Annotated in this window: 14 protein-coding genes; 8 read left to right on the top strand and 6 right to left on the bottom strand. The window is 73.4% G+C overall.

Annotated features, from left to right (window positions below):
* Positions 1–144 precede the first annotated feature (144 nt).
* Both LQU92_RS06140 and LQU92_RS06145 read right to left on the bottom strand, forming a co-directional pair.
* On the bottom strand, positions 145–1,662 hold the full coding sequence (locus LQU92_RS06140) for a cell wall metabolism sensor histidine kinase WalK (protein ID WP_230778988.1): 1,518 nt from the start codon (positions 1,660–1,662) through the stop codon (positions 145–147).
* A gap of 6 nt (positions 1,663–1,668) precedes the next feature.
* Positions 1,669–2,397, bottom strand: coding sequence for a response regulator transcription factor (locus LQU92_RS06145; RefSeq protein ID WP_101853226.1), 729 nt, complete (start codon positions 2,395–2,397; stop codon positions 1,669–1,671).
* A gap of 252 nt (positions 2,398–2,649) precedes the next feature.
* Here LQU92_RS06145 and LQU92_RS06150 point away from each other — a divergent pair, with 252 nt between their 5' ends.
* From LQU92_RS06150 to LQU92_RS06185, 8 genes are all read left to right on the top strand, one after another.
* Positions 2,650–3,879, top strand: coding sequence for a heparan-alpha-glucosaminide N-acetyltransferase domain-containing protein (locus tag LQU92_RS06150; protein ID WP_230778990.1), 1,230 nt, complete (start codon positions 2,650–2,652; stop codon positions 3,877–3,879).
* Positions 3,880–3,960: 81 nt separating this feature from the next.
* A complete protein-coding gene (gene glyA / locus LQU92_RS06155) occupies positions 3,961–5,241 on the top strand; it encodes a serine hydroxymethyltransferase (protein ID WP_101852838.1) in 1,281 nt (426 codons plus the stop codon).
* Between the two features lie 5 nt (positions 5,242–5,246).
* Positions 5,247–6,131, top strand: a complete 885-nt coding sequence (locus LQU92_RS06160; protein WP_101853225.1) for a bifunctional methylenetetrahydrofolate dehydrogenase/methenyltetrahydrofolate cyclohydrolase — start codon at positions 5,247–5,249, stop codon at positions 6,129–6,131.
* Positions 6,132–6,175: 44 nt separating this feature from the next.
* Positions 6,176–6,694 (top strand): hypothetical protein, encoded by a 519-nt coding sequence (locus LQU92_RS06165; protein ID WP_230778992.1) that lies wholly within the window; start codon positions 6,176–6,178, stop codon positions 6,692–6,694.
* Between the two features lie 49 nt (positions 6,695–6,743).
* A complete protein-coding gene (locus LQU92_RS06170; protein WP_230778994.1) occupies positions 6,744–7,580 on the top strand; it encodes an exodeoxyribonuclease III in 837 nt (278 codons plus the stop codon).
* Between the two features lie 26 nt (positions 7,581–7,606).
* On the top strand, positions 7,607–8,674 hold the full coding sequence (trpS, locus tag LQU92_RS06175) for a tryptophan--tRNA ligase (protein WP_230778996.1): 1,068 nt from the start codon (positions 7,607–7,609) through the stop codon (positions 8,672–8,674).
* Positions 8,675–8,701: 27 nt separating this feature from the next.
* Positions 8,702–9,265, top strand: coding sequence for a 2'-5' RNA ligase family protein (locus LQU92_RS06180; protein WP_101852834.1), 564 nt, complete (start codon positions 8,702–8,704; stop codon positions 9,263–9,265).
* Between the two features lie 5 nt (positions 9,266–9,270).
* A complete protein-coding gene (locus tag LQU92_RS06185; RefSeq protein WP_230778998.1) occupies positions 9,271–10,383 on the top strand; it encodes a YhjD/YihY/BrkB family envelope integrity protein in 1,113 nt (370 codons plus the stop codon).
* A gap of 103 nt (positions 10,384–10,486) precedes the next feature.
* On the opposite strand, the gene LQU92_RS06190 is transcribed toward LQU92_RS06185, so the two are convergent.
* The 4 genes from LQU92_RS06190 to sdhC form a co-directional block, all read right to left on the bottom strand.
* Positions 10,487–11,458, bottom strand: a complete 972-nt coding sequence (locus LQU92_RS06190) for a succinate dehydrogenase iron-sulfur subunit (protein WP_101852832.1) — start codon at positions 11,456–11,458, stop codon at positions 10,487–10,489.
* On the bottom strand, positions 11,458–13,209 hold the full coding sequence (gene sdhA / locus LQU92_RS06195; protein WP_058858246.1) for a succinate dehydrogenase flavoprotein subunit: 1,752 nt from the start codon (positions 13,207–13,209) through the stop codon (positions 11,458–11,460). The genes LQU92_RS06190 and sdhA overlap by 1 nt, the downstream gene beginning before the upstream one ends.
* Positions 13,210–13,322: 113 nt before the next feature.
* Positions 13,323–13,811, bottom strand: coding sequence for a succinate dehydrogenase hydrophobic membrane anchor subunit (locus tag LQU92_RS06200; RefSeq protein WP_058858247.1), 489 nt, complete (start codon positions 13,809–13,811; stop codon positions 13,323–13,325).
* A 5-nt stretch (positions 13,812–13,816) separates the two neighbouring features.
* A complete protein-coding gene (gene sdhC / locus LQU92_RS06205; protein ID WP_058858248.1) occupies positions 13,817–14,197 on the bottom strand; it encodes a succinate dehydrogenase, cytochrome b556 subunit in 381 nt (126 codons plus the stop codon).

The raw sequence follows: 14,197 nt of genomic DNA on the forward strand, positions 1-14,197 counted from the left end.
CACGCGGCACGCTACGGACCCCGGACGCGGCGTTGCGGTTTCGGCGGGGGAGGAGCAGCTGCCCCGCCCGTGCCGAACGGTTCCTGACCAGTTCATTAAAGGCCCCCGCCGTTCCAGGAGCAAGCAGGGCCCGCGGGGCCGGGCTCAGCCGGAGGCCGCGGGCAGGCGGACGGTGAAGCAGGTCGACCCGGGGGCGCTGTCGACCGTCACCGTCCCGTGGTGGGCGGCGACGATGGCCTCGACGATCGACAGCCCCAGGCCGGACCCGCCGGTCGTGCCGGCGCGGGCGTCGTCCTCCCGGGCGAAGCGGGAGAAGATGTGGTCCAGGAACTGCGGGTCGATCCCGGGCCCGTCGTCGGCGACCTCGAGCGCTACCCAGCCGTCCTCGGCCGCCAGCCCGGCGGTGACCGTGGTCCCCTCCGGGGTGTGCTGGTGGGCGTTGGCGAGCAGGTTGATCAGCACCTGGCGCAGCTGCGCGGGGTCCCCGCGCACCAGCACCGGCTCGTCGGGCAGGCGCATCCGCCAGTCGTGGCCGCGCGCCGTGACCCGGGCGTCGCTGACCGTCTCCACGACCAGCTCCAGCAGGTCCACGTCCACGGCCACCACCGGGCGGCCCTCGTCCAGGCGCGCCAGCAGCAGCAGGTCCTCCACGAGCGCCGTCATCCGCGCCGCCTCGGACTCGACCCGGGACAGGGAGGTGCGGCCCTGCGGGCTCATCGGCTCGGTCAGCCGGATCAGCTCCGCGTAGCCGCGCACGCTCGCCAGCGGCGTGCGCAGCTCGTGGCTGGCGTCGGCGACGAAGCGGCGCACCCGCGTCTCGCTGCGCTGGCGGGCCGTGAGGGCGTGGGCGACGTTGCCCAGCATCAGCCCGAAGGCGTGGCCGAGGCGGCCGATCTCCGTGCCCGGGTCCTCGGAGGTGCGCACCGCGTCGACCGGCAGCACGATCTCCCCGCGGTCCAGGTCCAGCTCGGAGACGCGGGTCGCGACGTCGGCGAGCTCCTCGAGCGGCTGCAGTGTCCGGCGCACCAGCACCAGCCCCATCAGGCCGGTCCCGCCGATGGCCAGCACGGAGATCCCCGCGCTCGCGAGGCGGAACGAGTTCAGCGTGTCCTGCTTCTCCTCCGTGGGCAGGCCCACGAGCACGGAGCCCAGCTCCCACGGGTCGTCCACGGCCTGCACCCGGTACCCGCCGGTGGACAGCTGCGCGTCGACCGGCCCCAGCTCCGTCCCGCGGGTCCCGCCCGCGTCGTCCCCCAGCCGGTGGGCCAGCGCCTCGATCCGCCCGAGGTCCTCCTCGGGCAGGGCCTCGTGGGCGCCGTTGCCGGCGATCACGTCGGCCTCCACCACGTGCCCGTCGACCAGGCGCGCGCTGACGTTGCCCGCCCACGCGACCCGGCCCTCGGGGCGGTCCTGCGGGCCGTCGTCGGGGCGCTCCGCGGGGTCGTCCGGCCCCTGCACCCCGGCGCGCAGGGTGCGGCGGACCTGCTGGTCGAGGTCCTCGTCGAGCTGCCGGGTCAGGAAGACGTCCAGCGCCGCCTGCCCCAGCAGCCCGACCGCGAGGCAGACCACGGTCAGCAGCGCCAGCAGCAGCAGCACCAGCCGGCTGCGCAGCGGCAGCGCCCGCGCGCGCAGCCGGCGCACGCCCCGGCCCGCCGTGTCCACGGCGGCTCAGGCGCCCGCGGCCGGGCGCAGCACGTAGCCCGCCCCGCGCACCGTGTGGATCATGGGCTCGTGGCCGGCGTCGACGCGCTTGCGCAGGTAGGAGATGTAGAGCTCCACGATGTTCGTCTGCCCGCCGAAGTCGTAGCCCCACACCCGCTCCAGGATCTGCGGCTTGCTCAGCACCCGGCGGGGGTTCTCCATCAGGTAGCGCAGCAGCTCGAACTGGGTGGCCGTCAGCTCCACCGCACGCCCCGCCCGGGTGACCTCACGGGTGTCGCGGTTGAGCACGAGGTCCCCGACCACGAGCTCGGCGTGGTCGGCCCGGGCCGCGCCGGAGCGGTGCACGAGCCGGTGCAGCCGCAGCATCAGCTCCTCCATGTTGAACGGCTTGGTGACGTAGTCGTCCCCGCCGGCGACCAGGCCCGTGATCCGGTCCTCGGCGCTGTCCTTGGCGGTGAGGAACAGGGCGGGGACCTCCGGGTCGAAGGCGTGGACCCGCTCCAGGACCTCCACGCCCGAGCACCCCGGCAGCATGACGTCCAGCACGAGCACGTCCGGGCGGAACTCGCGGGCCTCGGCGACGGCCGTCTCGCCGTCGTGGGCCGTGCGCACCGACCAGCCCAGCATGCCCAGGCCCATGCCCACCATCTGGGCCAGCAGCGGCTCGTCGTCCACCACCAGCACCCGCACGGGCGTGCCGTCCGGGTGGGTCAGCCGCGGCAGGTCCAGCGCCACCGGCCGCTGCTCCGCCCCGCTCACCGCGTGCGCCCCCGTCCCATCGGTCCTCCTCCCGACGGGCGCACCCGCGCCCGTCCCGGCCAGCCTAGCGGCGGGCCGGCGGCCTCCGGGGCTTTCACAGCGGACGCACACGATGCCGCTAAGACGGCCACATCCCCGGGTGGTCGACTGGTTCCCGCACCCCGGGGGACGCCCGGGGCGCCGTCGGGCAGGGGGCCCGGCGCGCACACCGAGGAGGGGACGGCACGCATGAGCAGCATCGAGGACCACCGGACGGGGGCGCCGGCCGCGGACGGGACCGCCGGCCGGTCCGGGCGCCGGCTGGTGGGCGTCGACGCCGCCCGGGGGCTCGCCCTGGTCGGGCTGATGGCCGTGCACATCCTGCCCGCCTGGGACCCCGCCGACGACGGGGCCACCCTGCAGTGGACGCTGTTCTCCGGCCAGTCCGCGGCACTGTTCGCGCTGCTGGCCGGGGTGGGCCTGGCCTTCACCACCGGGGGCCGCACCCCGCACCGGGGCCGGCGGCTGGCGGCCGACCGGGCCGGGATCGTCGTGCGCGCCCTGCTCGTGGCCGTCACCGGGCTGCTGATCAACGGGCTGATGCCCGAGGACCCGCCCGCCTACGGGATCCTGCTCTACTACGGCATGTTCTTCCTGCTCGCCCTGCCCTTCCTGCACCTGGGCGCCCGGGCGCTGCTGGGCTGGGCCGCCGGGACCGCCGTGGCCGGCCCCGTGGCGCTGCACGTGCTCGGGCCGCTGCTGCCCGCCCCCGACACGGTCAGCCCGACCCTCGTCGACGTCCTCACCGCCCCGGGCACCGTCCTCGCCCAGGTCCTGCTCACCGGCACCTACCCCGCCCTCGTCTACCTCGCCTACCTGCTGGCCGGGCTCGGCCTGGCCCGCCTGAACCTCTCCGCCCTGCGCGTGCAGACCGGGATGCTCCTGGGCGGGGCCGCGCTCGCGGTCACCGCCTGGTGCACCTACTGGGTGGCCGTGATCGCCGGCGGCGGCTACGACCGGATCCTGGCCGCCACCCCGTGGCTCGACGCGTGGCAGCTCGACGAGATCATCGTGTGGGGCCCCGGGGACACCCTGCCCACGACGACGTGGTGGTGGCTGCTGATCCCCGGCCCGCACGCCAACACGCCGGTGTCGGTCCTGCAGGACCTCGGCATCGCGGTCGCCGCGCTCGGCGGCATGCTCCTGGTGGCCCGGCGGGCCGGGGCCTGGCTGGCGCCGCTGGCCGCGATGGGCGCCATGACCCTGACCCTCTACAGCGCCCACCTGCTCGCGCTGATCCCCGAGCTGCACGTCGACCGGCCCGAGGCGTGGTTCACGGCCCACGTGGTGCTCGCCGCCCTGTTCGCCCTCGCCTGGCGCAACGCGTTCGGCCGCGGGCCCCTGGAGCGGGTGGTCGCCCGGGGCGCCGGCGCGGCCCGCGGGGCGTGGCTGCGCCGCGGGACCGGCGCGGCCGGCTGAGCCCGCCCGGGCGGGCCCGCCGCACGGGCCCCATCGCCTAGAATCGGGACCGAACCACAGGTCCCGAGCACCAGGAGCGGCATGTCCACGAGCGCGTCCGTCACCAACCAGCCCCTCGCCGAGGTCGACCCGGAGATCGCGGCGGCCATCGCCGACGAGCTCGGCCGCCAGCGGTCCACCCTCGAGATGATCGCCTCGGAGAACTTCGCGCCGCGGGCCGTGCTCGAGGCGCAGGGCTCGGTGCTGACCAACAAGTACGCCGAGGGCTACCCCGGCCGCCGCTACTACGGCGGGTGCGAGCACGTCGACGTCGTCGAGAACCTCGCCCGCGACCGGGCCACCGCCCTGTTCGGCGCCGAGCACGCCAACGTCCAGCCGCACTCCGGCGCCCAGGCCAACACCGCCGTCATGCAGGCGCTGATGAACCCCGGCGACAAGCTCATGGGGCTGTCCCTGGCCCACGGCGGGCACCTCACCCACGGGATGCGGCTCAACGTCTCCGGCAAGCTCTACGAGATCGCCGCCTACGAGGTCGACCCCGAGAGCTACGTGCTGGACATGGACAAGGTCCGCGAGCAGGCCCTCGCCGAGCGCCCCGACGTCATCGTCGCCGGCTGGTCCGCCTACCCCCGGCAGCTGGACTTCGCGGCCTTCCGCTCCATCGCCGACGAGGTCGGGGCCAAGCTGTGGGTGGACATGGCCCACTTCGCCGGTCTCGTGGCCGCCGGGCTGCACCCGAACCCGGTCCCGCACGCCCACGTCGTGACCTCGACCGTGCACAAGACCCTCGCCGGCCCCCGCTCCGGGGTCATCCTCACCACCGGGGAGCTGAAGAAGAAGATCGACTCCGCGGTCTTCCCCGGCCAGCAGGGCGGGCCGCTGATGCACGCCATCGCCGGCAAGGCCGTGGCCTTCCGGATCGCGGCCACCGAGGAGTTCCGCGAGCGCCAGGAGCGCACCCTCGAGGGCGCCCGCCTGCTCGCCGAGCGCCTCGCCGCCCCGGACGTCGCCGAGGCCGGGGTCTCCGTGCTCACCGGCGGCACCGACGTGCACCTGGTCCTCGTGGACCTGCGCGACTCCGAGCTGGACGGCAAGCAGGCCGAGGACCTGCTGCACCGCGCCGGGATCACCGTCAACCGCAACGCCGTCCCGTGGGACCCGCGCCCGCCGATGGTCACCTCGGGGCTGCGCATCGGCACCCCGGCCCTGGCCACCCGCGGCTTCGGCGCCGCGGAGTTCACCGAGGTCGCCGACGTCATCGCCGCGGCCCTGAAGCCCGGCGCCGACGTCGAGGCGCTGCGCGCCCGCGTCGACGCGCTCGCCGCGGACCTGCCGCTCTACGAGGGGCTGGAGCAGTGGTGAGCCCGGTGGCGCAGATCCTCGACGGGCGGGCCACCGCCGCCGCCATCAAGGACGAGCTCGCCCAGCGGGTGGCCGTGCTCGCCGAGCGGGGCGTGGTCCCCGGCCTCGGCACGGTCCTCGTGGGCGAGGACCCGGCCTCCCGCTCCTACGTCGGCGGCAAGCACAAGGACTGCGCGGAGGTCGGCATCGCCTCGATCCGCCGCGAGCTGCCGGCCGACGTCTCCCAGGAGGAGCTCGAGCGCACCCTCGACGAGCTCAACGCCGACCCCGCCTGCACCGGCTACATCGTCCAGCTGCCGCTGCCGCCGCAGATCGACACCAACGCCGTGCTCGAGCGGATCGACCCGGACAAGGACGCCGACGGGCTGCACCCGACCAACCTGGGACGGCTCGTGCTCAACGTCGCCGAGCCGATGCGCTCCCCGCTGCCGTGCACGCCCAACGGCGTGGTCGAGCTGCTGCGCCGCCACGACGTGGAGCTGGCCGGCAAGCACGTGCTCGTCGTGGGCCGCGGCGTGACGGTCGGGCGGCCCATCGGGCTGCTGCTGACCCGCAAGGAGATCAACGCCACGGTCACCCTCGCCCACACCGGCACCCGGGACCTGGAGGCGCTGCTGGGCCAGGCCGACGTCGTCGTCGCCGCCGCGGGCCGCCCGCACATGATCGGCCCCGAGCACCTCAAGGACGGCGTCGTGCTCCTGGACGTCGGGGTCTCCCGGGTCGAGGACCCGGAGACGGGCAGGCGGAAGCTCGCCGGGGACGTGCACCCGGACGCCGCCGCGCGGGCCTCGTGGATCTCCCCGAACCCCGGCGGGGTCGGGCCCATGACCCGGGCCATGCTGCTGCTCAACGTCGTCGAGTCCGCCGAGCGGGAGGCCGGGCTGCGCTGAACCCCGGTTCGTGGGCGGGGCGGGGATTTGAGACAATGGGCGCCATGCGCTCCCTCGGATCCCCGACCCCGTCCGCCCCGGCCCGCGAGAACCGCACCGCCCTGTGGGGGACGGTGGTGGGCCTCGCCGTGCTCGTCGTGATCTTCGTGGTCGCCCTGCTCCGGGCCGCCGACGCGAACTCGGTGCTGGGCTGGGCCCTGGCCGGGATCGCCCTGGGCTGGCTCCTGCTCGCCGCGTGGGTCGTGCTCATGGTCCGGCGCGCCGCGGCGTTCGGCCGCCGCCAGGTCGAGGAGGCCCGCGAGCAGCTGCGCGCCGAGCACGGGCGGGCGCCGGCCGCGACGGCCTCCGGCCCGGCCGCCTCGATGCGCGACGAGAAGCTCTCGCACAGCTTCCAGATCGTCCTGGTCCAGTCGAAGGTCATCAAGCAGGAGCTCGACGGGCTGCCCGTCGGGACCGCCGAGCGCGAGGCCCTCGACCGGGCGCTGGAGACCATCGACATCACCGCCGGCAACGGGATGAGCATGCTGCGCCAGGAGCCGCTGCACGGCACCGTCGTCGACTGACGCCCCGCCCCCCTTCCGCCCCCGACCTCCGAGAACAGGTGCCCCCCGCATGACCCGCCCCGAGAACCGCCTGCGCGTCGCCACCGTCAACGTCAACGGCATCCGCGCCGCCTACAAGCGCGGGATGGCCGACTGGCTCGCGCAGCGCGACGTCGACATCCTGTGCCTGCAGGAGGTCCGGGCCCCCGACGCGATCGTGCGCGGGCTGCTCGACGAGCAGGTCTGGGACGTCCACCACGCCGAGGCCGAGGACAAGGGCCGCGCCGGGGTGGCCACCGCCACCCGCCGCGACGCCCGCGGGGGCGCGCTGGTGCCGACCGCCCGGCGCGGGTCGATCGGCGTCGAGCACTTCGCCGCCTCCGGCCGCTGGGTCGAGACCGACCACGCCCTGGCCGACGGCTCGACCCTGACCGTCGTCTCCGCCTACGTCCACTCCGGGGAGGTCGGCACCGTCCGCCAGGACGACAAGTACCGCTTCCTCGAGGCCATGACCGAGCGGCTGCCCGAGCTCGCCCGCGAGGCCGACCACGTGCTCGTCGTCGGGGACCTCAACGTCGGGCACACCGAGCTCGACATCAAGAACTGGAAGGGCAACGTCAAGAACGCCGGGTTCCTGCCCGAGGAGCGCGCCTACTTCGACCGCTTCTTCGGGGAGCTGGGCTACAAGGACGTCGCCCGCGAGCTCGCCGGTCCGGTGCCGGGCCCCTACACGTGGTGGTCCTACCGGGGGAAGGCCTTCGACACCGACGCCGGCTGGCGGATCGACTACCACATGGCCACCCCCGGCCTCGCCGCCCGCGCGGTCACGGCCGTCGTGGACCGTGCCGCGAGCTACGACACCCGCTTCTCCGACCACGCCCCCGTGGTCGTCGACTACCAGTTCTGATCCCGCCGACCGAAGGAACCCCGCCCGTGCGCACCGACCCCGTCCCGTTCGACGTCCCCACCCCCAGCGGCCGGCCCCGCGTGGTCTCGGGCGTCCAGCCCTCGGCGGACTCCCTGCACCTGGGCAACTACGTGGGCGCCGTGCGCAACTGGGTGCGGATGCAGGACGAGAACGAGTGCGTGTTCTTCGTCGCGGACCTGCACGCCGTGACGGTCGAGCAGGACCCCGCCACCCTGGCCCGGCGCACCCGGGTCACCGCCGCCCAGTACATCGCCGCCGGCATCGACCCCGAGCGCTCCACGCTGCTCGTGCAGTCCCACGTGCCCGAGCACGCGCAGCTCGCGTGGGCGCTGAACTGCATCACCGGCTTCGGCGAGGCCTCCCGGATGACCCAGTTCAAGGACAAGTCCGCGAAGCAGGGCGCCGACAACGCCACGGTCGGGCTCTTCGCCTACCCGGTGCTGATGGCCGCGGACATCCTCATCTACCAGGCCCACGCGGTGCCGGTGGGGGAGGACCAGCGCCAGCACCTGGAGCTGACCCGCAACCTCGCCCAGCGCTTCAACACCCGCTTCGGCGACACCTTCGTGGTGCCCGAGCCGAAGATCCTCGCCGAGACCGCCAAGGTCTACGACCTGCAGCAGCCCACGGCGAAGATGTCGAAGTCGGCGGCGAGCGAGAACGGCCTGATCCGCCTGCTGGACCCGGCGAAGAAGAACGCGAAGAAGATCAAGGCGGCCGTCACCGACGACGGCACCGAGATCCGCTTCGACCGCGAGGCCAAGCCGGGCGTGTCCAACCTGCTCACGATCTACTCCGCGCTCACCGGGCGCCCCGTGGACGAGATCGTCGCCGAGTACGAGGGCCGGATGTACGGGCACCTGAAGGTGGGGCTGGCGGAGGTCGTCACCGAGGTGCTCACCCCCATCCAGCAGCGCGCCCAGGAGCTGCTGGACGACCCCGCCGAGCTGGACCGCATCCTCGCCCGGGGCGCCGAGAAGGGCCGGGAGGTCACCGCCGCGACGCTGTCGACGGTCTACGAGCGGATGGGCTTCCTGCCCCGCCTGGAGCACGCGGGGGCGCCCCTGGGCTAGGCTGGGGGCCGTCCGTGAGGAGACGAGTTGAGCCGACCGCAGCAGTCACCGACCATCCGGCCGGGCCGGGTCTACGCCGGCGTGGTCATCGAGCTGCCCGAGCCCGTCGGGCGTGAGCTGCAGGACTGGCGCGCGTCCTTCGGCGACCCCGCCTCCTACGCCGTCCCCGCCCACATCACCCTCATGATCGCCCCCCAGGACGCCTCCTGGGACGACGTGGTCGAGCGCGTGCGCACGGTCGCCCGCGAGTGGGCGCCCTTCCGGGTCGAGATCGACGGAACCGGCACGTTCCGCCCCGTCACCCCGGTCGTCTACCTGCGCATCGCCGAGGGCGCCGAGCAGTGCCGGGCGCTGCACGAGGCCCTGCACGGGGAGCGGCTGGTCTCCGCCTCGCCCTTCGCGTTCCACCCCCACGTCACCATCGCCCAGGCCGTCGAGGAGGAGGACCTCGACCGGGCCCAGCAGATGCTGCGCACCTACCGCGCCGGCTTCCTCGTGGACCGGATCGGCCTCTACGAGCTCGACGCCGACGGGACGTGGCGGACCCGCGAGGAGATCCCGTTCGCGAACGGCGGGCGCGGGCGGGCCTGAGCCCGGTGGCCAGCACCCGCGCCCGGCCGCGACCGGGGCCCGCCCCGCCGATGCCGCCGCGGGCCCTGGACCGCCACGGGCTGCGCGTGGAGGCCCTGCGCCGGCGGGCGCTGCTGCGCGAGCACCGCGCCGCCGGGGCCGGACCGGGAGCCCTCGCCGGGGCCGTGCTGGCGGCGGTGCTGGCCGAGCTCTTCCGCCGCCACCCGGTCCGGGTGGTGCTGCACTACCTCTTCCACGGCGGTCCGCTGATGGCCGCCGGGCTGTCCTTCGTGCTGATCTTCGCCTCCACGGCGCTGCTCGTGGTCGGCTTCTCGGCGATCGGCGTGTTCCTCGGCAACGACCCCCGGGTGCGAGGGGCCGTGGTCGCCGCCGTCACCGCGCGGGTGCCCGGCCTGCTCGACACGGGGCAGGGCGGGATCATCCCCCTGCGCCTGCTCGAGGACTCCCGGCCCTTCACCCTGGCGACCGTCATCGGCACCGGCGTGCTCGTCTTCTCCGGCTGGCGCTGGGTCTCCGGGGTCCGGCTGGCGTTCCGGCGGCTCTTCGAGGTGCCCCCGGCGCAGGGGATGCCCGTGGCCGCCGTGCCGCGGGACCTGCTCGGGCTGGGCACGCTCGGGGTGCTGCTGGCGCTGTCGGTCGTGGCCAACGGCGCGGCCTCCGGGTTCCTGGGCTTCGTGCTGGACCTCACCGGCGAACTGGGGTGGGGCAGCGGCCCGGAGTGGCTGCGCACGGGGCTGACGTGGGCGCTGTCCACCGTGGTCGTGATCGTGCTCGACGCCCTGTTCGCGCTCGAGCTCGTGCGCGGGGTCGCGGGGCTGCGCCTGTCCCGCCCGGCGCTGCTGGCGACCGTGGCCGCCGCGGCGGCCGGCAACTTCGCGCTGCGCGTGCTGGGCGGCACGGTGATCGCCGGGTTCACCGCCAACCCCTACCTGCTCTCGGTCGCGCTCGTGGTCGGGGTGCTCGTGTGGTTCTACCTCTTCAGCCAGGTCCTGCTGCTCTCCGCCGCCCTGGGAGCGGTGGTGCAGGCCGACGGGCACAGCGGGCGCGTCCAGCCCGCCGGGGAGCCGGTCGAGCTCGTCGTCCGGCCCGCGCGGGTCCCGCCGGACCCCTCCGCCTGAGCCGCCGGGCGCCGGCGCAGCGCGGCGGGGGAGGGGGCGGGAACGACGGCGGCCCGTCCCCCGCCGCAGCGGGGAACGGGCCGCCGAGGGCTCCGGGCACGGCTCACATGGAGCGGGAGAGGATCGCGTTCTTCACCTCGGCGATGGCCTTCGTGATCTGGATCCCGCGGGGGCAGGCCTCGGTGCAGTTGAAGGTCGTGCGGCAGCGCCACACGCCCTCCTTGTCGTTGAGGATCTCCAGGCGCAGGTCCCCGGCGTCGTCGCGGGAGTCGAAGATGAACCGGTGGGCGTTGACGATCGCCGCCGGGCCGAAGTACTGCCCGTCCGTCCAGAACACGGGGCACGAGGAGGTGCACGCCGCGCACAGGATGCACTTGGTGGTGTCGTCGAAGCGGGCCCGGTCCTCCTGGGACTGGAAGCGCTCGTAGGTGGGCTCGTTGCCGCCGGCCACGAGGAAGGGCATGATCTCGCGGTAGGACTGGAAGAACGGCTCCATGTCCACGATCAGGTCCTTCTCGCACGGCAGGCCCTTGATGGGCTCCACGGTGACGGGCTTGGACAGGTCGAGGTCCTTCAGCAGCACCTTGCAGGCGAGCCGGTTCTGGCCGTTGATGCGCATCGCGTCCGAGCCGCACACGCCGTGGGCGCAGGAGCGGCGGAAGGACAGCGAGCCGTCGATCTCCCACTTGACCTTGTGCAGGGCGTCCAGCACGCGGTCGGTGCCGTACATGGTGAGCTTGTACTCGTCCCAGCGCACCTCGTCGGAGAGCTCCGGGTTGTAGCGGCGCACCTGCAGGGTGAGCTCGAAGGTCGGGATCTCGGCCCGGCCCTCCTCCTCCTGCACGTCGGTGCGGGCCGCGGGGGCGCCGGCCTCGGCGTGGGCCGCGGCCGGGTCGGAGCCGTCCCCGGCGCCCTCGGCGTCGCGGGCGTCGACGGCGGGGGAGTCCGCGTCGGTCTTGTAGCCGGCGCGGTCGTCCTGCTCGTGCCCCGGGGCGTGACCGTGCTCGGGAGCGCGGTCCTGCGGATCGTTCGTGCGGCCGTCCTCGGGCCGGTCGGGGTTCTGTGCGGTGGACATCAGTACTTACGCTCCATCGGCTCGTAGCGGGTGAAGATCACGGGCTTCGTCTCCTGGCGGATCCCGGCGGTCGGCGAGGACGGGTCGAGGTAGACCATCGAGTGGGCCATGAACCGCTCGTCGTCGCGCTCGGGGAAGTCCTCGCGGAAGTGCCCGCCGCGGGACTCCTCGCGGTGCAGGGCGGCGACGGTCATGACCTTCGCCAGCTGCAGCAGGAAGCCCAGCTCCACGGCCTCCAGCAGGTCCAGGTTGAAGCGCTTGCCCTTGTCCTGGATCGAGATGTTGGCGTAGCGGGCCTCGAGGGCGGCGATGTCGTCCAGCGCCGCCTGCAGGGTCTCGGCGGTGCGGAACACCTGGACGTTGAGGTCCATGGTGTCCTGCAGGTCCTTGCGGATCGCCGCGACCTTCTCGGTGCCGGTGCCGCTGCGCGCGTTGTCGAGCAGCGCCACGGTGGAGTCCAGGGCGGTGTCCGGGACCGGGACGAAGTCGGCGCGCTGGGCGTACTCGGCGGCGTAGATCCCGGCGCGCTTGCCGAAGACGTTGATGTCCAGCAGCGAGTTGGTGCCCAGGCGGTTGGAGCCGTGCACCGACACGCAGGCGACCTCGCCGGCCGCGTACAGGCCCGGGACCACGGTCTCGTTGTCGGCGAGCACCTCGGCCTTGATGTTGGTCGGGATCCCGCCCATGACGTAGTGGCAGGTCGGGAACACCGGCACCGGCTCCGTGTAGGGCTCCACGCCCAGGTAGGTGCGGGCGAACTCGGTGATGTCCGGCAGCTTCGCGTCGATGTGCGCGGGCTCCAGGTGGGTGAGGTCCAGCAGGACGTAGTCCTTGTTGGGCCCGGCGCCGCGGCCCTCGCGCACCTCGTTGGCCATCGAGCGGGCCACGATGTCGCGCGGGGCGAGGTCCTTGATGGTCGGGGCGTAGCGCTCCATGAACCGCTCGCCGTCGGCGTTGCGCAGGATCCCGCCCTCGCCGCGGGCGGCCTCGGAGACGAGGATGCCCAGGCCGGCCAGGCCGGTCGGGTGGAACTGGATGAACTCCATGTCCTCCAGCGGAAGGCCGTTGCGGAAGGCGATGGCCATGCCGTCGCCGGTGAGCGTGTGGGCGTTGGAGGTGGTCTTGAAGACCTTGCCCGCGCCGCCGGAGGCGAAGACCACGGACTTGGCCTGGAAGACGTGCAGCTCGCCGGTGGCCAGCTCGTAGGCCACGGCCCCGGCCACGCGGCGGACGCCGTCGACCTCGGTCATGACCAGGTCCAGGACGTAGAACTCGTTGAAGAACTCGACGTTGTGCTTGATGCAGTTCTGGTAGAGCGTCTGGAGGATCATGTGACCGGTGCGGTCCGCGGCGTAGCAGGCCCGGCGCACGGGCGCCTTGCCGTGGTCGCGGGTGTGCCCGCCGAAGCGGCGCTGGTCGATCTTGCCCTCGGGGGTGCGGTTGAAGGGCAGGCCCATCTTCTCCAGGTCCAGGACGGCGTCGATGGCCTCCTTGGCCATCACCTCCGCGGCGTCCTGGTCGACCAGGTAGTCACCGCCCTTGATGGTGTCGAAGGTGTGCCACTCCCAGTTGTCCTCCTCGACGTTGGCCAGGGCCGCGCACATGCCGCCCTGCGCCGCGCCGGTGTGGGACCGGGTGGGGTACAGCTTGGTCAGTACGGCAGTGCGGGCGCGCTGACCGGCTTCGATGGCGGCGCGCATACCGGCACCACCGGCGCCGATGATGACCACGTCGTACTTGTGAACCTGCATACCGGAATGTTCTTTCTTCTCGAGTGTTTCTCAGCAGTTCTGCGTGCGCCGCGCGGTCGTCGTCGTCCCGGCGGCGGGCGGCCCGTCCGTCGGGACGGGCCGCGCCGGAGGCCTCAGCCCGCGGTGCAGAAGGACGCCAGGAGGGCGGGGTCCGCGCCGGTCGGGCAGGGCTCGAAGGTGAAGATCACCAGGGTGCCGAGCAGGATCACGAAGGCGGAGGTCACGGCGAGCAGCACCTTGAGCCAGAAGCGGGTGCGGTCGCGCTCGGCGTAGTCGTCGATGATCACGCGCAGGCCGTTGGTGCCGTGCAGCATCGCGAGCCACAGCAGGACCATGTCGAAGACCTGCCAGAAGGGGCTGGCCCACTTGCCGGCCACGAAGGCGAAGTCCACGGCGTGGACACCGCCCTCCTCGACCAGCAGGTTGACGTAGAGGTGGATGAACACGAGCGCCAGCAGCACCGCGCCGGACAGGCGCATGAACAGCCACGCGTACATCTCGAAGTTGTTGCGCTTGGTGGAGGAGCGGTTGTACTTGACGCCGTCGACCTCCAGGTCCTTGCTGCGCGGGACGGCGATGCGGGCCTTGATCGGAGTGCTCATGCGGTTCAACCCCCGAAGACGTTGGAGAGGTGGCGAACGAGGAAGGGGATCATGACGACGAGCCACAGGCCCAGCACGCCCCACAGCAGCTGCTTCTGGTAGCGGGTGCCGTGCTTCCAGAAGTCGATCAGGATGATGCGCAGGCCGTTGAAGGCGTGGTACACGATCGCGGCGACGAGGCCGGCCTCGCCCAGGCCCATGACCGGGTTCTTGTAGGTCTCCATGACCGCGTTGTAGGCCTCGGGCGAGACCCGCACGAGCGCGGTGTCCAGGACGTGGACCAGGAGAAAGAAGAAGATGGCCACGCCGGTGATGCGGTGGGCGACCCAGGACCACTGGCCGTGGGCCTGGCCCCTGTACAGGGTGCCCTTGGATGTCTTCGCCAC

The organism is Kocuria sp. LUK (genome assembly GCF_021012935.1).
Classification (GTDB): Bacteria; Actinomycetota; Actinomycetes; order Actinomycetales; family Micrococcaceae; genus Kocuria; species Kocuria flava.